Raw genomic sequence first — 20,042 nt, 5'->3', positions numbered from 1 at the left:
CCGCGAGACGGCTTGCGGAGAGGCGCCAAGAGCTCGCGCAACAGTCGACAGCCGACCATTACCTGTTACGTGGAGATCGTATGACGATTGCAGTAGAGCTTGCGCAGTTTGTAACGCAAACGCGCTATGAGGACATTCCTCCAAGCGCGATCGACTATGCTGCCATGTTGATTGCCAGCACCGTCGCAAGCGCGGCCATGGGGGCACCGTTGGATTCTTCCGGGATCGTGCGTCGATTCGAGATTGAGCGCGGCGGAGTTGCGGACTCGAGCGCATGGTTCGCAGGCGCAACGCGATTACCTGTGGCAAAGGCAGCTCGCATTAATGCTGTTATGAGCGATGCGGCTGCATCGGACGATAGTGACCTACGCAACATAACTCATCCCGGTACGCCTCTCGTCGCGGCTGCAATCGCCATGGCGGAGAAGACAGGCGCTGACGGAAAGGACGTTCTGGCTGCCATCGCGCTCGGGTATGAAGCAGCGGGACGCATTAACGGTGGAGTCGTGCCTGGTCTCATCTGGGAAAAAGGCTTTCACGGATGCATGATCGCAATCTTTGGTGCAGCGGTCGCTGCTGGGTTACTGCTCAAGTTGAGCGCTCAGCAGATGACTCACGCGTTGGCATTGGCAGCTACTTCCAACGCCGGCCTGCTGGCAGCGGCCAATACCAGCATCGCGCGTGAGTACCACGCCGGCCTTGCTGCCATGCTAGGCGTGGAGGCCGCCCAGTTGGCTGGGCTCGGTTACACCGCAGAAGAAACGATCTTCGAACATCCCCACGGATTTTTCCATACGTATGGGGTGGACGCTCATGCATCCGGCCGCGTGGCCGCTGTCACCGAGGGTTTAGGCGAGACTTGGCAAATTCTCAGTGAAATGGCGGTCAAACTCGTACCCGGCGCGCACCCATACCACGCCATGGCTGAAGCCGCCGCCGAGGCCTCGACCATGGCGAACGTTCCGGCCAGCGAGGTCGTCTCGATAGTCTGTTCGTTGCCAAAAATGCGGACATTGAGCGGCCCACGCCATCCTACAGACCTGATCGGTGCGGCACATAGTCCCGTCTATTTCGCTGCGGCGAGCGTGGCGGACCGTGGATTCGATTGGCAGCATCTCTCGCTCGAAAAGATTTTAGACCCCGAGATCCGTCGGCTTCTCGACCTCGTGGAAGTGGGTGAACCGCCGACTGAGAATTTGGAGCGATATAAGCAGGGAGCCACTGTGACCGTGAAAACTCGCGACGGTCGAAGTTTTTCCAAGACGGTCTATGCCCCTCTAGGATCTGCGACCAGGGGAGTCGAGTGGCCGGACGTTGAAAGAAAATTCCGGGCCTTATGCCCGCTCGCCCGCGTAAGCGCATCCAATATTGACAAAAGCGTCCACGTGCTGAAGCATTTCCGTGACGTGACTCACGTGCGGCAGTTGCTTGATCTTCTTGGCTGAGCAATAAGGCGTACATAGCACGCATTCGGAAAATATGCTTCGTGACGCCGCATCTGCGAGATAGATCGAGAGAGTGCTGACGGAGGGCGTCACCGCACTCGGTGTGCATCCGGACCAGACGCAACCGGAGACGGCTCAGGGCCCATACTGGGCATTCGTCAGCAAGGCGTCGGCTCCTAGAATATAGCCCTCCATGCCCATCAAGGCGGCAAGATGGAATACCTCCAGAATCTCGTCACGAGTGGCCCCGTGCTTGAGCGCATTGCGAATGTGTATCCCAAGGCCGGGGCCATACATGTGTGTTACCGAACAGTCGATCGCGATGTAGACAAACTCGCGCTCCTTAGGAGTTAGAACGCCATTCTTCCAAGGCTCCATAGACAGTTCAGACAATGCTCGGAAGTAATCGGGCATGAGCCCCGCAAGGAGGTCCCGCTCTTCGTTCCAGAAACCTCGGGTTTCCATGAAGTCCTGCTTAATGGCGTGGACGTCAGGACGCAGTGTCGGGGTCTTCGCCTCTTCGTCGCGTCCAGCAGCGGCAAGCTCTTTCATGAGAACGGGCACCGCGAAATACAGCGCATGGTTGCCGACCCCCACGATGGATAATAAGACTTCCAGTATCTCTTCTTCAGAGGCGCCGCCAGTTCTCGCCCGCTCAACGTGACGTTTAATAGCATGCGCATTGATTGACGTGGCCGAAGCGTGCAAGGCAAGAAGAATAAGTTCCTTCAGACGAGGAGAAAGAAGCTTGCCATCGAACGCCGCTTGCCAGAATTGAGCCGCAGTCGAGAACGAGGTCGCAGCGATCTCCCGGAGGCGGTTCGGCACCGCCGAGTCGACAAAAACCGAATCGAGCCGCGCAAGGTCATCCTGTTTCGGTCCTGAACTCATCTCGTGCCTATCCGTTTTGGCTGGTGTGTGCAAGGTTAGGACTCTGCGCTTATTGCGTCAACCATGCTGTCCGGGCAAACTCCTTGCCACAAGTCGCAAAGGTCCGTCCGCACGGCTTCTGGACCGCGTGACAGCCGAATCGAGAACGAACTCGTTGTCCGTTCTGTGGCCTTCCAGCTTCCGACGCTAGCCTTGTTGAATTTTCGCGATGACAACATGGATACACGTCGACTTTCGAGCACTGTTGAACACCGACACCAGTAGACCGTGTTGTGACGTCCATGTCCAAAACCGAAGCAGACACCACAATGTCGGCGGGGCAAGTGGTGCGCTCCGATTCCAGATTGTCGGCCGGCCGAAACGAGCTCTAGCGTCCAGAACAATTTTGTAGAAAATCCCGTCCGCGATTGGGTGCTCAAGCGACGGCAACTCGCGGTCCCGAATGGTGCGCCCCTCACCGGCATGTCGCGTTGTCAACTGTAGGAGCTCTACTGTCCCGCCAGGCCAAAATGAGTGGGCGTGAATCCGGCCAAGGCTCATGCGCGAGAGACCACAATCGTTGTGAGAAGGTTGTCGTGCAAAAGCCAAGTGCCGGATCCCGACGGCCTAGAATTTGTGGCGGAAAGCGAGGCGCGCAATGAATTGATGATTGTTGGACGAGTCGCCTTGATTCGTAAAATTCGCAACCGCGGGAACTCCGGTCGATGACGTCCCGCTCGCCCGTTGGTAGCCAGCCGCGAGATAAACGTCGGTGCGTTTCGAGAGGAAATAGTCTCCCATGACTGCCACCTGGTTATAGTGCTGATTACCGATGGTCGATCCCTGCGTCGTCGTCACGCCTTTTCCGACAAGGTACTCATATCCGAGGCCTAATGTCAGAGACGGGCTGTACAAATAACTTACACCGACATCGACGTTGTTGAAGTGTGCAGTCTGGCCCAACAAGGTTCCACCCATGTTCGAATACTGCACGTTCGATCCGGAAGCGCCGAAAGTGAACGGTCCGACCTTGTAGTTGGCAGCGATAACACCCACCTGATAGGACGACGCAGTGGCATATCCCTTGTTCAATGAGAAGGCAAGCAGCGATGCCCCGTTAGCATTGCCCGTGAAGAAACCTTGCCCTGGTGTCGCTGATGTAGGATTCTTGAAGTATTCGAACGCCGCCGCAATTGAGAATGGGCCGCCGCTATAGCCTATCCCCAACGAATAGCCGCTATTGGCGGTCGTATTTCCCGCCACTCCGCCGACACTGTATTCTCCGCCAAAAGTGAACCCGTAAAGACTCGGGCTCATGTAGCGTACCGCATTGTTTACACGAATCGAGTTGGCCGTGTTATCGAGGTCGCCCGGGTGCGAGAAAACGACCGTCGAGATCAGCCCCGAAATAGTAAGAGGCTCCGGAAAATAGAAGATCATGTCGTACTGCCGCCCGAAGGTGAGGCTGCCATACTGGTCGCTAGCCAATCCAACGAACGCCTGACGTCCAAACGGCGTGCCACCCTGCCCGAACGCGCCGTTATTTACATTGATCCCTGATTCGAGCGTGAAAATCGCTCGCAACCCACCACCGAGGTCTTCTTTTCCGGTCATGCCCCACCGACTTCCATTTAGTCCGCCCAACGAATCGAGAGAGACACGCTTTCCGCCGTTAACGTTGCTTTGATACATGATGCCTTCATCGATAATCCCGTAAAGCGTGACAGATGTTTGCGCGTGCACAATTGAAGTCACCGCACAAAGCGATACGCAACACAACAACTTGCTCTTCATTCCTGTCTCCTTTCTTAGTAGTATTAACTACCATATTTAGATTATCGTTTCGGCTGATGTTTTCGACGCTCCGGCTTCACCGATTGGACGCCCGCATGCGACGAAATGACGTCGAATACCTACGCACGCGGCTTAGACCGGAGACCTTCCGTCGGGCAGTTCCGACCCAGACGGTTACCAACAATTAAGCACAGCAAATCAACATTTTGGTTTCATTGATTGGAACTTTCGCTGACAATTTTGAGAAACAGAACGTTGCCATTCAATCGTGCGTTCCACTCTCGAGCCCATTGTAGTTGGGTCTGCATCCGCCAATTTTTGCAATTTTCGGGAAGCACCTTGGCACCTCTTCTCCTCGAGGGGTGCTGCGGAACGCGCGCCGGCTTTTGATGCGAGCAGTTCATGGATGGGATCAGATATCTGTGGACGTAGGAAACGCTTTTGCGTGATACCCAAGAGCAGACGGGACATCGGCGCGCGCGATCCGCCGAGCTTGCCGACCATAGAATTGACTGGTTCAATCGCTGGAGTCTTGCGCTCGGTCGGCGGCGCCTTCGTCGCGCTAACTGCCCGGTTTAACGATCATTCGGGCAGTCACTCCGCGAGGAGCACACGCGCTTCCAACTCATCACCGTCGGCATCACGACTGCCGCTGCAGTGGTACCGTCCTCATGACCGAATCAGTGTCCCGCTCGGCGCTTGCGGTGGTGCGGGGTGCCTAGACCATACTCTGTCAGGGCGCGCCGTTGGATAAGATCCGCGTCCAACGGCACCGGCACGGTTTGACTGGAATTTGCTACATCATTCTGCTGCGCCGCACAAATGACTGAACTCCCCAAATATTGACGAATTCCGGCGGGACGCCGTCGCCTTATTCCTCCACTGCGTGCTGCGACGCGATCGAACATGCAAAAGAGCCCGATCACGCGACAGCGCCCCCCTTTGAGGCCGCAAAATGCCGATTCGCGCAATCAACCTTGGCGCGGCGGGCGTCTTCCCGGCCTTGCGGGAGCGGCCACGAACCAGGCTGGGAAAAAGGAGAGTCCGGCTCCGGGCTGCACCACGTTCTAGACGTCACGTGGAACCCGCACCGACATAGGGAATCTCACAATGAGGTATCGACGAAAAATATGGCAGGATTGCGATAGAGACCTGTCATATCGGCCGTGTGCGCGCCTGCGTCCGTCGCCTAAAAAACGCTGTGATGCGGCTGGCGCGTCATCCGATCAAGGCCGGATCCCAACGCGCTTATGCAGGGTGTGTGTCACTACTACGACGGTTTGACAGACCGCTTTCTACTTCCTAAGGGTCCAAGGTTGGATTAAATGGACGATTTCACACGAATTGAGACTTTCATCAAAGTGGCTGAAGTTGGAAGCTTTTCTGCCGCAGCACGTGCTACCAACAGTTCCATAAGCTCCGTGGCGAGGCAGGTCCAGTCACTGGAAGAAGAACTGGGAATCAGGCTTCTCAACCGAAGCACCCGTAGTCTGTCGCTCACCGAGCCAGGTCGGTTGTTCTATGAACGGGTCGGCGCCATCGCCAAAGACTTGAGCAATGCGAAGTCGGAAGCTACGTCGTTTCAGGATAGCGTGAAAGGCGTCTTGAGAATCCTGCTCCGTGTTTCCACAGGTACGACAATTATTATTCCGGCCCTTCCGAACCTTCTCAATCAATATCCGGAGCTCAGCTTCGATATTTCCTTGAGTGACGAGCGACTGGACCTCGTCGCCAACAATATTGATGTAGCTGTCTGGATGGGCCACATACCTGATTCTGAGATCGTTGCCAGACGCTTAAGTCCGAGCCGCCGAATCGTGTGCGGTTCGCCCGGCTACTTCGCGCGCCATGGCGTGCCGAAGAGCCCGGATGACTTACAACGTCACAATTGCTTGCTCTATACGGCACGTTCTTACAGCAACGTGTGGGGGTTTGCAAAAGACGACATCCGCCAGGAGATCAAGGTTCAGGGCAATCTGCGCTCGGATAATGGTTCGGTTCTACTTTCGGCCGCGTTATCGGACGTGGGCGTCATCATGGTCCATGAATGGATGGTGCGTTTGCCAATGTCCGAAGGGCGTATCATAAAGGTTCTGAGTGACTATTGCGTGAGCCCTAAAGCGGGGGACGCCGAACTCTACGCTGTATATCCCAGTAGCCGTGGCCTTTCCCGCAAAGTACGCATTTTCATCGACTTTCTGGTCCAACTGTTTCAAGGACAGGAAGCACCCGCAGAAACCCCCGATCTGTCGGCGGTTACGAAAAATGCAATCAATGCATCGCCATGACGTCGCACTTGCGTAGAGCTGAAGACCAGCGCCCGCAATCGCTCCCAACGTCGTTGCTCAAGCCTTTCAAAAGCGCCCCTCTGCGCTAGCGCTGGATTCACCGTGGAGGCTCCCTTTGGGCAACGACACTGAGCACGATTCAGACTCGATCAATGGCCGCATGTACCTTCTGCTTTTCAAAGCTATTCGGGCCGCCGTTCCAACGTTCCTACGCCAGCACCTCCCACGAACTCCTCGGCGCTTCCAGATGTGCCGCGCGCAATTGCGTACAAAGCACCAGCGGCTGCAAGCGCCGGCAGAGCGAGCAGCCCAAAGACGCTGCCGAATCGCCAGCCGAATCCCAGTAGTGCGGCCCCTAAGAAGGCTCCAGCAACAGCGCCAATCCGTCCGACGCCCAGCGTCCAGGCTACTCCGGTTGCACGCCCCTCGGTTGGATATAGCGTAGCGGCATATGCGGACGTGGAGGTCGCCGCACTCGTGACCACCATCCCGCAGAGGAACACCAGCGTGCCGAGTAGCGACGGCCAGTTGCCGACGCACCAGCCCACAACTAACACGAGTGCGGCCGCCAACACGTATGCGAAAACGATGGTTCGATTGGCATTGAATCGATCCATCAGCCAGCCGGCCGTTAACGTCCCCAGCATGCCGCCCAGTGGAAAAAGCGAAGTCAGCAGCGCACCGTACGCGATGCTGAATCCAGCGTCCCGGAACAGCGTCGGCATCCAGTTGGTCAACAGGTAGTAGATCAGACAACCCATGAAGTACGCGAGCCACAGCAAAAGCGTTCGTGAAAGGTAGCGACGCGACATGACGAGGGCGAGTGCCGACCTACGCCGGTCCTCCGATTTTGTATCGGTCTGCGTGACGACAAAGGCGACATTGTCAAAGCGCTGTTGCGGCGCGATGCGCCGAAGAATTCGAGCGATACGTCGATGAGTTCCTTCGTGTACCGCGAGAAACTGGACCGATTCAGGCAACAGAAAAAAGAGCAACAGGGCGAGAACGAGCGGCCCTACACCACCCGCAGTCAACACGCTCGACCAGCCCGCGTGCGGGATGAGCCACGACGATGCGACGCCACCCACAACTAGTCCGCATGAGAATCCGCAGACTATAGCGTTCACCACGATGCCCCTCAGGCGTGCCGGCGCGTATTCCGACATAAGCGTAATTGCGTTAGGCAAAGACGCACCGAGTCCTAGCCCCGCCAACAGACGGTAGACGGTCAACGCGCCGATCGTATGCGCATGTGCCCCGATGAGGCTCCATGCTCCGAAGAACGCCACGGACAGAACGAGGACCGCTTTTCGACCGAAACGGTCCGCCAACGGTCCCGCCAGTAGCGCCCCGACCCCAAGACCGACTAGCGCCGCGCTCATCACCGAGCCCAGCGCTCCGCGCTCGATCCCCCATTCGCTCACTAGCGAAGGCGCGATGAAGCCAATTGCTGCGGCATCGAAGCCATCGGCAGCGAGGATGAGAAAACATAGAACAAGAATCATCCATTGGCATGGAGAAAACCGCTCGGCGTCGATGAAGGATCCAACGTCGAGGGTGCGGGCCGTCTGGTTCATGCGCAAATTCCCTGTGAAAACAGTTGTTGATAACGCGTTGCGAGCACGCTGTGTCGAAGCTGTGAATCGTATTCCTGCGGCAATCGACGCATCCGATGTATTGCCGTCACACTTTTCGTGAGGCGCCGGCGTAGCAGCAAGACTGACAGCGTGAAATCACTTTCCGTCGTTGCGCCAATCGAACCCGAATCAGAAAATTCTAGAAAGTTTCACCGCCCCCGACATCCCGCCCCCACAGCAAGGAGCTTTGCGCCAGCAGGGAAAGTCCAATTCCGCCAAGGCCTTGAGCCGATTGGCAACGGCGAGACCCATACAGATTGGCTCACATGAAATCTCATCCGCTTATCAATTAATGGTCTAACGGGACGTTCCCGCTTAGTTATCGGCCCCCAGACATATCCCAAGAGTCTCGACTGCTTCCGACGCCAGGTCTCGCCGCAACGGACGCTCCCGCTTCGCAGATGGCGCAGTACTGGCCTTGCCACCCCGCGCAAAGATCCTTTCTGCCCGAGAGGATTGTCCCAGGCGGCGAAGGCTTTTATGGTGCAACTTGTGTGATCAGGGTAAACGGACATGCGTTATTCGGTAGACGTCCAGCGCATTTCAGGAGGTCGTGTCAGTACCAGTGAGCATGTACATCACCGACGCTGCCGCGGGCTTATGCGCAGGAAGGCTGCAGACGCTTTCGGAACCAACGCTAGATCGACGAGCTAACAGTGATGTCGTCGCCTCATCCAACAAGGATTTTCATGATGATCCGATCGGTGGCCGTCATCGGCATCGGAGCCATGGGTGCTCCGATGGCGCGGCGCGTTCAGGCTGCGGGCTTTGAACTCATAGTATGCGACAGGAACGAGGCTGCTACGGCCGAGTTCGCCGAGCGTGGTGTGCGAGTCGCCTCGGCGCCAGCCGACTGCGCGAATGCGGACGTTATCCTGGTTCTTGTCGCTACGCCCGACCAGGTTTGGGAAGTGATCCTAGGCGAGCGCGGCATCCTGGCCGGCGTCACCGCACAGCAATCCCCCGTTCTCGCAGTGATGAGTACAGTTTCTGCGGAAGTTATCGAAGACATTTCCCTTCAGCTGCGCTCGTCGAAACTGCGCATCATCGATGCGCCGATTAGCGGCGGCGTGCGCGGGGCGGAACAAGGCATGCTCACGATCCTGACCGGCGGCCATGAGCAAGACATCGAGGCAGTCAAGCCGGTCTTTCAGAATTTGCGTAGACAGCAGATTCATTGCGGTGGTCTAGGCGCCGCGCAGACGATGAAGATCGTCAACAACATCATTGGCGTTTCCGTTACGGTCATTGCGGGTGAGGCGTACCGGCTTGCCATTGAGCGCGGCCTCGATCCCGCTCGCGTCTCCCAGGTGTTCGAAGCCTGCTCGGGGAGAAGCGCCCGCTCAAAAAATCCTGCAGGTCCGCAGGCCGGCTATGCGGAGCTAGTTCGAGATCGTGCATCCTTCGCGGCGGTCAGCGCGATCATGCGCAAGGACCTGAGCCTGGCATTCGATATGGCCTCCCATGCCCAAGGGAGGTACCCGGCTGTGAGTGGTCTGAAAACGTTGATTGATTCGCTGGGTGACGAAACGTTCGACCATTGGCGCCGCATCGCCGAATTGCCGCTGGGTGACGATTGAGGCTTACGCATGCGGAAACAATCCACTTTCGCTTTTGGACTGCAGCTTGTTCGAGGATCCACAGGCCACGAATGTATGGAAGCCGTTTTCGGTATTGCTGCAGTGTGCCACTTTTCTTACCCGACCAGACGGCGTCGTCAAGACTAGGTTAAACGCCCGGCTTCGCCACACTTCTCTCAAACCTGTAGAAGGAGCAAAGCATGTTCTTGGAAATCGCAGAAATTCACATCCGTCCGGGCGAACACGAGGCCTTCGAGGAGGCTATCGGACGGGCACTGCGAACAATCACTTCGAAGGCAAAGGGCGTGACGGACTACAAGCTGCATAAGGGCGTCGAGTCGCCCGAACGCTACGTCTTGCAGATTTCGTGGGAGTCGGTGGAAGACCATATGGTTACCTACATCAATAGCCCTGAACGTGAAGTTTGGCGTTCAATCGTCAGCAAATTCTTTGCGCGGCCGCCGAACATGGAACACTTCACCTTGACGTTGGCCTCTTGATGTAGAGGCCTCGCTGGGTGTAGGAGGCACATGGTGTTTCACGACGACCATCATGCAAAGTTTGCCCTTCGACATTGGACGACAGGCACCCAAGGTCCAAAAGCTCGATGCTTTCCCGCGCGACGCAAAGCTCCTTGCTCCGCGGGCTTGTTGATTCGCTCCCGCTGCTCTCCTATCGTAGAACTGATGCAATTGGCCACGAACCCTTGGAATGACTATCGAGATGAATAACACCGTGCAAAGTCGCAATATCAATTGGTGCCTCGATCTCCTGATCGATGGTGAAATGGTCAAGGGAGACGGTGTTCCGCTGCCGGTCGAGAACCCCGCTACTTGGGAGATCCTGGCGAGTCCCCGTGAAGCCTCGATGGCACAGCTCGACAAGGCAGTTATTGCCGCACGCCGGGCTTTTGATTCGGGCATTTGGCGTAATGCCGCAGAACGCCAACGCTTGCTGTTACGCCTGGCGGACCTGCTTGAAGAGCGCGCTGATGAATTCTGTGCCGCGCTGATCGAAGAAGTTGGCACGCCACTCTCGATCTGTCACGCCATGCAACTCGGGGCCCCCATTCGCATGCTGCGATTCAACGCCAATGCGGCCACCAAAGATCGGACGCGTTCACTTGGACGCGACGCCGGGCCGCCAGCCAGCGAAAGTTTGATCCGTTACGAGCCAGTGGGGGTGGTCGCTGCGATTAGCGCATACAACTTTCCAATCCTGATCGCCGTCGGCAAGATCGCCGCTGCCTTGAGTGCGGGATGCACCGTCGTTCTGATGCCCAGCCCTCTGACGCCGCTCGCCACACTTATGCTGGCCGACCTGATCCGCGAGGCTGGCTTCCCGCCCGGCGTGGTGAACGTCGTCATCGGCGGTCTGGAAATCAGTCGCGCCCTGACGATGCATAAGTATGTCGACAAGGTCAGCTTCACGGGCTCGGTACAGGTTGGCCGTCAGGTTGCGCTTCAAGCTGCTGACAGTTTCAAGGGTACCGTGCTCGAGCTCGGCGGAAAATCAGCCGCTATCGTGTTGCCAGGCGCCGATCTTGCAAAGATTGCCTTGCCTATTCATGGCCGGTATCTACGCAACGCTGGTCAAGGCTGCATGTCTCCGACCAGAGTTCTTGTGCAGAAGCGGCAGCTCGACGATTTCATTGACGCAAGCCGAGAAGCGTACGCCAAGATCCAGGTAGGCGATCCGTGGGACCCCGCGACCACCGCCGGCCCGCTTATCACGGAAAAGCATCGCGAACGCGTGGAAGGCTATGTGTCCCGAGCTGTAGCAAGCGGAGCAAAGATTGCGATCGGAGGTGGGCGACCCGACCTGCCGCGGGGCTGGTACATGAATTCGACACTGGTGGGACATGTGACCAACCAAGCCGAGATTTCGCGCGAGGAACTGTTTGGTCCGGTTGGCGTCATCATTACATATGACACGGTCAACGACGCGATCGAGATCGCAAACGATTCCGATCTCGGTCTGGGCGGTGCGATTTGGGGTCCCCTTGACGAAGCCAAGGAGGTGGCTACCAAGATTAGAGCCGGTACCATCGCAATCAATGGTACGGGTGGCCTGCGGATCGACGGCGTGTTGTCCGGCTGGAAGCACAGCGGGTTGGGCCGTGAATGGGGTGAAGATGGGATCCTCGAGTTCCTCGAGACACAGCATTTGCAGTGGCTGGTGGACTGACGCCTGGTATGGTCATCGTGATTTGACTTGTCGTCGCGGAATGCCATCCCTGCAGCGTTCCGTGATGATCTCCTGCTTCCAGGCTCAGGCGGGGAGGCGCTATCCGGAACCTCGCGTGTGAGAGAGGCTAATCTTGCCGAACCGCACCGGATAGAGCCCCGGAACAGAGTGCCCAAGTGGCGGGCCCCATACGTGCCGCGAACGTCGCGGATCAGAATTCCGGATTCGCTTGTATCCGGCAACTGCGAGCAACCGTCGGCTAGGCGTCACCACGTCATGCGGTGTTTGCGGAATACCAACTTCGCCAGATTTGCACATGACGCCACAGCGGCCATGGCGATGAAGGACCAATCGGACTCATCGTCTTCGGACCATCGCTTACCCTAAGCCGCCTAGTAAGCGATTGACAGAGCGAATCCCGACGTTTGATAGCGGGGGACCTCGGCATACTTACATGCTTGCTTTCATGCGTCTATCGGACCAAAATCTCATGGCGTTGCCGACGAAGCGGGACCAGATTGTTTGTTGAGCTTCGCGCGCCTGCCTGCGCAATGGAAAGTCGTGCAATCGTCGACAAGATCGATGCATGAGGACCTTGCGCGGCAGCAGAAGACTGCACATATGTGCAAGGGTGGCACAGTTTCGGCAGATCAGGATCCTGATACGATTTAGAGTGACCTACAAATACTGGAGCGAGCAATGAATGCAATCGAGACACTCAAGTTGACTGGCGGTGCATTGATCGTCGTCGCGTCCATCAATGCGTGGTCACAAACTGGCCAGCCAGCGCCCGCGTCCAGTCAGTCCGGCGCCGCGTCGTCAAGCGTAGGAAGTTCGAAGGCCTCAATCAGGAAGGCGAATCGGGCACTCAGCAAAAAAGTGCTGCAGTCGCTTGCGAAAGGCGGTGTTAATACATCCGGAATCAATGCAATCGCGAAAAGTGGCGCAGTGACGCTTGCGGGACATGTTTCAGACTCGGCCGATATCGACAAGGCCGGCGCGATAGCGACCGGTGTCGCCGGCGTTACGTCCGTAAAGAACGCGCTGACGATCGATGAGGGTGGGGGTCACTGATCCACCTTGGGCGGTTGACGTGCATCACGTCAACCGAACATCCCGCCGCCCCGGAACATTCAACCTGTCGTCTTTCCGATAGTACCAATCGCACTCGTGCCGCCCGACGGACACACGGACGCGTTTACGCTTAAATGGGCTGCGCAAGACGTTGCACGTTCTTACAGATCGATTTACGGGCGAACGGTTGCTTACTTCCGCATAAGAACCGAAAAAGAGCGTTCGACTTGTCGCGCCGACGATCGCGACAGACCTGATGCGCCCTTCGGCCAGCGAGATGCTCCGGCTGATCGTCTGTCTGCCAGTATGAAGCCACGGATCGCGATCAAACTTTAGCAAAAGCTGTCGTCTGTGCGGATTAGTGCTCGACAAGAGTTCGCTCGAATCGGGCCCGGGGGCTGCGACCAGACGCGCAACGCGCTGCTGATATGTGATGCCTAGCGGCAACTACACTTCCGAACGCGTCGAGTGAATCTTTCACCAGTGATCGAGACCATACGCGTACGCTTCCGTGAAACATTGCTCCCATGCCTGCAACACGCCGTTAGCTGGCGACTTACCAAATGATCGCTGCGCTTCATGGCCAGCCCCTAACGCTTCTCCGATGGCCCTTCCTAAAAAATGCCCGTCAGATTACTCGACTGGCTGTACCCGGGGCACCTCCATCTCGCCCGGCGAATCATCACGGAGCACCATCACAATCCCCCCTGCGACAATGGCCACTGCAGCCAGCACGAAAAGTCCGCCCGCGAAACTTCCCGTATGTTCCTTGACGAGGCCCATCAGTACAGGTCCGAAAAACCCGGCAAGAATGCTGATCGCATTGATCGCGGCGATGCCGACCGCTGCCGCTGGACCGGACAGCATGTTGGTACAGGTCGCCCAAAAGGCGGGTAACGCGCCGAAACTACCAAAGGCAGCAATACTGAATGCGATCATCTTCGCGGCGGGATTCTCCACGAGCGCTGCGGTTGCGAGAGCCAATCCTGCGATCAGTGCTGGGAGCGCGGTATGAATGCGCCGCTCCTTTGTCGCGTCAGATCGCCGGCCCCACCAGACTACTCCGACCACGGCGACCGCATAGGGAATCGCGGAGATAAAGCCTGTCTCGAGGTTGCTCATACCGAACCCCTTAACGATTTGCGGCAGGAAGAAGCTAACGCCGTAAATCGTCAGAACGAGCAGAAAGAGCGTCAAAGACAGTAGCAATACGCGCGGATTGAAGAGGACCTGCACAAGGCTGTACTGAGAAACCGTCTGGAGCTTCAGTTCTTCAGCTGCAATGCGTTGACCGAGCCAGTTGCGTTCGCAAGGGGCTAGCCAACCTGCATCAGCCGGTCGATCCTGCAAAAACAGTAGCACGATGCCTGACAGCAGCACGGCCGGCACCGCCTCCAGGATAAACAACCATTGCCAGCCATGAAGCCCCATGGAACCGTCAAGGTTTAGCAGCGCCCCCGAAATCGGACCTCCGATCACCGAGGATAGCGGAGCCGCAACAAGAAAATAGCCCATTACGCGCGCACGGTAAGCGGACGGAAACCACATCGTCAAAAAGAAGACTATCCCGGGAAAGAAGCCCGCTTCGGCCACGCCGAGTAATAGCCGCAAAATATAGAAGCTTGTTTGTCCTGTAGTGAAAGCAGTGGCACCGGACACCAGACCCCACGTCAGCATGATGCGTGCGATCCAGCGACGAGCGCCAAAGCGAACCAGCAGCAAATTCGATGGGACCTCGCAGATAAAATACGTGACGAAAAAGATGCCGGCGCCAAGGCCAAATGCTGACGCGCTCAGCCCGAGGTCCTTGTTCATTTCGAGGGCAGCGAATCCGACATTCACGCGATCAAGATAAGCCACCAGATAACAAACAGTTAAAAATGGAATCAGGCGCGTGAACACCTTCTTCATGGTGCGTCGTTCGACGGTATCCATAGGCACCTTGTCTCCTGTTTTGGCTGTCTCAATCGCAGCCCTCATGGTTGCAGTCCAGATGCGGCTTTGAGACAGAGTAACAACGTGATGGGGACGCGTCGAGATCAGTCAACGAAAGTACGGAGCCAAGGTGCTTACCGAAATATGCAAAGATCCAGCTGCACCTATGCCCCGTCTGGCAAAATCATCAGAGCCTACCTCCGTGCAGCATTGCGCCGCGTTCACGACTGCGTCACGACTTTGCATATATTGTTTGGGACCACAGCCGACGCAATACTAATCAATTCACTAAATTTGCAGTCCGAAAACTATCCGAGTCAGACTAGTGATTACAAGGAAGAGTGATAGCCTGATAGATTGCATCATCCACTTCAATCCAGCCTCGAGCTTGACCCTCCTGAATTTTCCTTGTTCCGGAACTGCCAGGCACTCTGACTGCGGCTCCGCCAGGGGACGGACGGGATGTTTCGATTTGTTCCTGCATGCTACTGATGTTCTTCTTGAAATCGTTAAGTGGCATGAGCAACTCAGGATCGAACGCCATAAAAAAATAACCCCACTTTCCGGCCTCACTGATAATGGGATCGCTCCCGCCCAAGATGCCCAGCGCCTGTATGACGACGGCCAAACCGGACCCACGCGGGCCTCCCCACGTCCTGATGGCGCCAGCGAGGGCACTCGCCGGGTCGACGGTCGGAAATCCGTCCAAATCGACAGCATGTCCTTCAGGCAACGGCCTACCTGTCTGCTGGTGGTAGAGGACATCACCCCACATCATCGATGCGCAGGAGAAATCGACCACCAGCGGCGTGTCGCCAGCGGGAAAAGCGAACGCTATCGGATTAGTGCCTAGCAACCGATCGATTCCGCCGTAAGGCGCCACACGCGCCGTCGAGTTGGCAGCATGCATTCCAATCATCCCCGCCCGAGCAGCCCGCTCCACGTAGTAGCGCAGCATCCCGGAGAACCAACTGTTACTTAACCCGACGATGCCGACGCCATTTTTCTTCGCGAGCGCTATTGCCTTATCCATGGCCAGCACTGAGGTGACGTAGCCATTGACATTCGCGCCATCAATGAACGCTGACTTCTCTGTTTCGCGTAGTGTCGTGATTGTCCCACCCGGTCCACGCTCACGCAGCATTTTCGCTATTGGCAGGAGTCGAGACAGGCCGGCGTAATCGTGGCCGGCCAACGTCGCATAGATCAAGTGCTCGGCGACCACGCCGGCATGTTCTTCGGGCATCTCGTGCCGAACAAGGTAGGCGACGCACAGTTCCCGCGCATTGTCGAGACTAATCTTCATATTGATCTAGTTCCGTGAGAGATCGATTGTGAAAGTCGTTAAGCACTTTAGACGGGCGCCGAGTCCACTAAGTAACTGGGCCGACATCCCAGCTGGGTCAAAAAGTCGTAATCCGCGTAGAGCCGGACGTTCCTCGTAGCAGCAGTAACTGACGAATCAATGCCGCGAGTTCGAGCGGACCGAACCTTTCATCGCAGTGGTTAGTGCCAACATCCTGCGTCGCGTAGGCAGTACATTTGGAAAACTTTCGCCCAGACAAAGATCGGCTTACCGAGGAACGTCACGGGAGGGGAAATTGTCACCCGTGAAGATTTTAGAAGCTGGCCATCTGTTGTCGATGGATGCGTTCACCAAGCACCTTCCCGAAAAACGCAAATATCCTCAGGCCCACCTCGTCGGCAGAGCACAGCGTAGTTGCGAGCCTTTTGCCGCAACCAAGTGAGTGCGCAGTAGTGATCGTCAACAATAAATAGTGCGTTGAACAATTCCGTAAGGGCAAGTTACGTTCCGACGAGGGTTTCGATCGTCGGTCAGTGGGGAGATAACTTGCGATGCACAGTGTCCCAACAGGTCTTGCAGTGCACGCAAAGGTCCTTGTCATCGAGGCAAGTAGATGAACCATCGACCGACTCGTAGCATCCTGATAATTGCCTAACGCTCTCGGGTTCTTTGTCTCAGCGGCCGGCGGTGCCAATGCCTGGGACCGTCCACACCGTGGAATATGTTGCCCTGATCGTGATGACGCCGGGTCACTCCCCCAAACACTGAACTCATGGAAAACTTTGATTACGTCATTGTTGGTGCGGGTCCGGCCGGGTGCGTCCTCGCCAACAGACTGTCGGAAGATTTAGACAAGCGAGTCCTGCTGCTAGAGAGTGGTCCAGAGGATAGGCATCCCTACATCCATATGCCGAAGGGGATCGGGAGAATCCGTGCCAACTCTTCTTACATGTGGTCGTTTGACATGTATCAAAGTGACGATAGCGCCGAGTCCACGCAGCAATGGATGAGAGGTCGCACGCTTGGAGGGAGTTCCGCGATCAACGGACTCGTCTACGTGCGTGGCGAACCGAAGGATTATGACGAACTGGCCGAGTTGACAAGCGCCGACTGGAACTGGGCTCACATCGGTGCTGCTTTCAAGGCATTAGAGCATCACAATCTCGAGCCTAGCGAAACCCGAGGCAACGCTGGCCCTCTCAGAGTGACAACCTACCCCGGAGACAGTGGCGACGAAACTCTTCTAAAAGCGGCAATTTCTGCTGGACAGATGCTCGGCCTGAAGTATCAGGAGGATATTAACGAACCCGACAGCTGTGAGAAGATCGGCTACGCACCCCGGACAATTTATAGGGGCAAGCGACAGAGTGCGGCCGTCGCATTCCTCCGTCCGATACAGCGCCGGCATAACCTGGTCATACGGACGGGCGCGCTCGTTGAGCGTGTCATCTTCGACGCGGACAAGGCGGTTGCTGTCGAGTGCGTGATGGGTGGCAAGGTCACGCGTGTGTTTGGTAAAAAGATCATCCTAAGCGCAGGGACCTTGGCGTCGCCAGCAATTCTGCAGCGATCGGGCATTGGTCCGCCCGATCTGCTGGCGCGCCATGGAATCCCCCTAGTCGCCTCCAGTCCCGCGGTCGGCGAAAACATGCTTGAGCATACATGCCTCAACATGCAGTGGCGCGCCAAGGGCTTTTCCAATAACTCGCGCTATCGGGGCCTCGGAGCAGTTCTGAGCGGAATGCAGTACTACTTGACCCGTTCGGGACCATTGGCCAACGCAATTTTCGAGGTGACGGGATTTTTCAAAACGCGGCCTGATTTGGAACGGCCCAACGCCCAGCTCTTCTTTGGCCCCCACTCGTTCACCGACTCTTCGCATCGCACAAGAACCGTCGAGCAGTCACCGGGATTCATGATCTGTACCTATCCTCTGCGGCCACGCTCGAAGGGGCGAGTTCGGATCGAGTCAAAAGATCCAGCGAAGGGCCCCAAGGTCGTCTTCGACGCGCTTGCGGACGCAGACGATCGGTGCGAATTGATCGACTCCATACGCTTTGTGCGCAGAATGGTGGCTACGGCGCCACTCTCGGATTTCGCTCTGGAAGAGACCCGCCCAGGAGCGCAGTTTCAAACCGACGAACAGATTCTAGGCTGCGTGCAACGACTGGGCGGACCAGTTTTCCATGCGGTCGGGACATGCCGCATGGGCTCTGATCTGGAGTCAGTTGTCGATCCTCAAACCCGAGTTCGCGGCGTCCACAATCTACATGTCGTCGATCTATCAATCGCACCGATCCTGCCCGCCGGAAATACCTACGGTCCCGTAGTGGCAATAGCTTGGCGTGCTGCGGACTTGATCATCGCGCAAGATTGCGGACCAAACGCGCATGCAGGTCGGCACGCGCCACCAAGCCTTGATCTTGTATCGACCAATACTGACCAATCCGATCCAGACAATTGGCCTATCGTGTGATGCCCGCGATTGCCACTCGTTGAGGCGATCTCAATAGGAGTCTGTATGTCCGACGTTGAGTACGCATATCCAGGGCTTAGCAGCAAAATTGTATCGGGCGGTCGCGAGATCGATCGTCTTGGTTCGCACCTGGACGCGCTTCGCGCGCGGCGCGTCATGGTGATTTGCGGACCAAACATCCTGCGATCATCAGATGTCGTCCACCGCGTCGAGCGGGCCGCGGGCGACCGGCTGGTCTGCCGCTTCGCTGACGTGGCGCCACACTCACCGATCGACGTTCTTCGAGCCGCACTCATAGTGGCTCGGCGCGAGCAGCCCGATACGGTGATCAGCGTCGGCGGCGGCAGTACCGTTACGATTGCACAAGGACTCGCCCTGCTGCTGAGTACTAGTCGTGACCTCAGTGACTTTGCGATGCGCTTCGAGCCGCCTGATCGGGTGCTCCCGCCTCTGGCGCAGCTTCCCGAGGTGACTACACGAGTGATAGCGATCCCCACGACCATGGGAGGAGCGGAGATCGGACATGCAGTAGGCGGCTTCGCTAACGAAAGGCGCAGCCACAAGATCATCGTGAGCGGGGACGGAAGGACAAGTCCCCGTATAGTCATCGTCGACGGCCAGGCTTTGCGAACTACACCTCGCGCGGTACAAGTAGGCACCGCCATGGGGCAACTGCGAGTCGCGATCGAGGCCTATGCCTCCACGGCGCACAACCCGATGAGCGATGCACTCGCCCTGCACGCGATTCGCACCTTGGGCTTTACCCTCCAAGGAGAATGGACCAATGATGAGGATCGCCTCCTTCGGATCAAAGGCGCCTGTATGCTCGCCAGCATGGGGCAGTCCGCAATGGGCATGGGTGCAGGGAAGCTAGGAGTGAACAGTGCAATAGCCCACCAATTGGGCGCGATCTGCGACCTCGCGCACGGCGAAGCGAACTCGATCCTCCTGCCGCATACAATCACCTTCAACTCCCGCGCCCTCAACAAGCGCTTCCGTCTGATCGCCGAAGCGATGGGGGTGAGCCGCGCGGGCCGGGATGTCGAGGATGTAGCGCAGGACGTCGCTAAACGGGTGACACTTCTCTCAACCGGGCTTGGTGTACCGATCCGGCTGAGAGACGTTGGCGTCTCACCCGAGTCGTTCGAGCAGATCGCAATCGCGACACTTCGCGACAGCAGCATCGCGACCAACCCCGTCCCCATCACTAGCAAAGCGCAGATTATCCAGTTGCTGCAAGAGGCATGGTGACAGCCACAACGTGTCCGGGCGGCGCGGAGCCAACGATCGGCGCGTATCAGCCCGTCGCGTTCGCTGCGTCGGGCTGATACGCGCGTCACGACTGCCGAGCGTCAGCAGGAGACGGATGAAGCAATGTCAATGCCCCCCCACTTCTCCGGCATCCGCATGTCTGTTGCTATTTGCCAATGAGACTGCCCGGCTGATTGCC

At 57.2% G+C, this 20,042-nt stretch carries 13 protein-coding genes; 8 read left to right on the top strand and 5 right to left on the bottom strand.

Features of this window, described 5'->3' with window-relative positions; all coding sequences use genetic code 11:
* The first annotated feature begins 80 nt into the window (after positions 1-80).
* Complete coding sequence (locus tag ACQKRQ_RS26950; RefSeq protein WP_427480636.1) at positions 81-1,445, top strand: MmgE/PrpD family protein; 1,365 nt, start codon at positions 81-83, stop codon at positions 1,443-1,445.
* A 135-nt stretch (positions 1,446-1,580) separates the two neighbouring features.
* On the opposite strand, the gene ACQKRQ_RS26945 is transcribed toward ACQKRQ_RS26950, so the two are convergent.
* Together ACQKRQ_RS26945 and ACQKRQ_RS26940 are read right to left on the bottom strand one after the other, a co-directional pair.
* Positions 1,581-2,336: a carboxymuconolactone decarboxylase family protein gene (locus ACQKRQ_RS26945; protein ID WP_427480634.1), complete on the bottom strand. Its 756-nt coding sequence runs from the start codon at positions 2,334-2,336 to the stop codon at positions 1,581-1,583.
* Positions 2,337-2,942: 606 nt separating this feature from the next.
* On the bottom strand, positions 2,943-4,109 hold the full coding sequence (locus ACQKRQ_RS26940; RefSeq protein ID WP_427480632.1) for a porin: 1,167 nt from the start codon (positions 4,107-4,109) through the stop codon (positions 2,943-2,945).
* Positions 4,110-5,434: 1,325 nt separating this feature from the next.
* Here ACQKRQ_RS26940 and ACQKRQ_RS26935 point away from each other — a divergent pair.
* Positions 5,435-6,397, top strand: a complete 963-nt coding sequence (locus ACQKRQ_RS26935) for a LysR substrate-binding domain-containing protein (RefSeq protein ID WP_427480630.1) — start codon at positions 5,435-5,437, stop codon at positions 6,395-6,397.
* Positions 6,398-6,579: 182 nt separating this feature from the next.
* On the opposite strand, the gene ACQKRQ_RS26930 is transcribed toward ACQKRQ_RS26935, so the two are convergent.
* Entirely contained in the window at positions 6,580-7,974 is a 1,395-nt protein-coding gene (locus ACQKRQ_RS26930) for an MFS transporter (protein WP_427480628.1), read from the bottom strand.
* 749 nt (positions 7,975-8,723) lie between these two features.
* Between ACQKRQ_RS26930 and ACQKRQ_RS26925 the strand changes: the two genes are divergently transcribed.
* From ACQKRQ_RS26925 to ACQKRQ_RS26910, 4 genes are all read left to right on the top strand, one after another.
* Positions 8,724-9,614 (top strand): NAD(P)-dependent oxidoreductase, encoded by an 891-nt coding sequence (locus tag ACQKRQ_RS26925; RefSeq protein WP_427480626.1) that lies wholly within the window; start codon positions 8,724-8,726, stop codon positions 9,612-9,614.
* 200 nt (positions 9,615-9,814) lie between these two features.
* Positions 9,815-10,114 carry an antibiotic biosynthesis monooxygenase family protein gene (locus ACQKRQ_RS26920; protein ID WP_427480624.1) on the top strand — a complete coding sequence of 100 codons (300 nt, stop codon included), beginning with the start codon at positions 9,815-9,817 and terminating at the stop codon, positions 10,112-10,114.
* A 211-nt stretch (positions 10,115-10,325) separates the two neighbouring features.
* Positions 10,326-11,801 carry an aldehyde dehydrogenase family protein gene (locus ACQKRQ_RS26915; protein ID WP_427480622.1) on the top strand — a complete coding sequence of 492 codons (1,476 nt, stop codon included), beginning with the start codon at positions 10,326-10,328 and terminating at the stop codon, positions 11,799-11,801.
* A 699-nt stretch (positions 11,802-12,500) separates the two neighbouring features.
* The gene (locus tag ACQKRQ_RS26910; protein WP_427480620.1) at positions 12,501-12,875 is read left to right on the top strand and encodes a BON domain-containing protein; all 375 of its coding nucleotides are present in this window, start codon (positions 12,501-12,503) and stop codon (positions 12,873-12,875) included.
* A 633-nt stretch (positions 12,876-13,508) separates the two neighbouring features.
* Here ACQKRQ_RS26910 and ACQKRQ_RS26905 read toward each other — a convergent pair.
* Together ACQKRQ_RS26905 and ACQKRQ_RS26900 are read right to left on the bottom strand one after the other, a co-directional pair.
* The gene (locus ACQKRQ_RS26905) at positions 13,509-14,810 is read right to left on the bottom strand and encodes an MFS transporter (RefSeq protein WP_427480618.1); all 1,302 of its coding nucleotides are present in this window, start codon (positions 14,808-14,810) and stop codon (positions 13,509-13,511) included.
* A gap of 322 nt (positions 14,811-15,132) precedes the next feature.
* Positions 15,133-16,116 (bottom strand): Ldh family oxidoreductase, encoded by a 984-nt coding sequence (locus ACQKRQ_RS26900; RefSeq protein ID WP_427480616.1) that lies wholly within the window; start codon positions 16,114-16,116, stop codon positions 15,133-15,135.
* 772 nt (positions 16,117-16,888) lie between these two features.
* On the opposite strand from ACQKRQ_RS26900, the gene ACQKRQ_RS26895 reads away from it, so the two are divergent.
* Together ACQKRQ_RS26895 and ACQKRQ_RS26890 are read left to right on the top strand one after the other, a co-directional pair.
* Positions 16,889-18,592: a GMC family oxidoreductase gene (locus ACQKRQ_RS26895; protein WP_427480614.1), complete on the top strand. Its 1,704-nt coding sequence runs from the start codon at positions 16,889-16,891 to the stop codon at positions 18,590-18,592.
* A gap of 45 nt (positions 18,593-18,637) precedes the next feature.
* A complete protein-coding gene (locus tag ACQKRQ_RS26890; RefSeq protein ID WP_427480612.1) occupies positions 18,638-19,843 on the top strand; it encodes an iron-containing alcohol dehydrogenase family protein in 1,206 nt (401 codons plus the stop codon).
* The last annotated feature ends 199 nt before the right edge of the window (positions 19,844-20,042 follow it).

The sequence above is a fragment of the Paraburkholderia sp. NPDC080076 genome (assembly GCF_050281145.1).
Classification (GTDB): domain Bacteria; phylum Pseudomonadota; class Gammaproteobacteria; order Burkholderiales; family Burkholderiaceae; genus Paraburkholderia.
This window is presented reverse-complemented; position numbering and strand designations above follow the sequence as displayed.

What these genes read in the sequence shown, in the direction of transcription:
- ACQKRQ_RS26915 (WP_427480622.1), top strand. Translation starts at nt 10,326, where the DNA reads ATGACTATCGAGATGAATAACACCGTGCAAAGTCGCAATATCAATTGG.
- ACQKRQ_RS26930 (WP_427480628.1), bottom strand. Translation starts at nt 7,974, where the DNA reads ATGAACCAGACGGCCCGCACCCTCGACGTTGGATCCTTCATCGACGCC.
- ACQKRQ_RS26935 (WP_427480630.1), top strand. Translation starts at nt 5,435, where the DNA reads ATGGACGATTTCACACGAATTGAGACTTTCATCAAAGTGGCTGAAGTT.
- ACQKRQ_RS26910 (WP_427480620.1), top strand. Translation starts at nt 12,501, where the DNA reads ATGAATGCAATCGAGACACTCAAGTTGACTGGCGGTGCATTGATCGTC.
- ACQKRQ_RS26920 (WP_427480624.1), top strand. Translation starts at nt 9,815, where the DNA reads ATGTTCTTGGAAATCGCAGAAATTCACATCCGTCCGGGCGAACACGAG.
- ACQKRQ_RS26940 (WP_427480632.1), bottom strand. Translation starts at nt 4,109, where the DNA reads ATGAAGAGCAAGTTGTTGTGTTGCGTATCGCTTTGTGCGGTGACTTCA.
- ACQKRQ_RS26945 (WP_427480634.1), bottom strand. Translation starts at nt 2,336, where the DNA reads ATGAGTTCAGGACCGAAACAGGATGACCTTGCGCGGCTCGATTCGGTT.
- ACQKRQ_RS26950 (WP_427480636.1), top strand. Translation starts at nt 81, where the DNA reads ATGACGATTGCAGTAGAGCTTGCGCAGTTTGTAACGCAAACGCGCTAT.
- ACQKRQ_RS26890 (WP_427480612.1), top strand. Translation starts at nt 18,638, where the DNA reads ATGTCCGACGTTGAGTACGCATATCCAGGGCTTAGCAGCAAAATTGTA.
- ACQKRQ_RS26905 (WP_427480618.1), bottom strand. Translation starts at nt 14,810, where the DNA reads ATGGATACCGTCGAACGACGCACCATGAAGAAGGTGTTCACGCGCCTG.
- ACQKRQ_RS26925 (WP_427480626.1), top strand. Translation starts at nt 8,724, where the DNA reads ATGATGATCCGATCGGTGGCCGTCATCGGCATCGGAGCCATGGGTGCT.
- ACQKRQ_RS26900 (WP_427480616.1), bottom strand. Translation starts at nt 16,116, where the DNA reads ATGAAGATTAGTCTCGACAATGCGCGGGAACTGTGCGTCGCCTACCTT.
- ACQKRQ_RS26895 (WP_427480614.1), top strand. Translation starts at nt 16,889, where the DNA reads ATGGAAAACTTTGATTACGTCATTGTTGGTGCGGGTCCGGCCGGGTGC.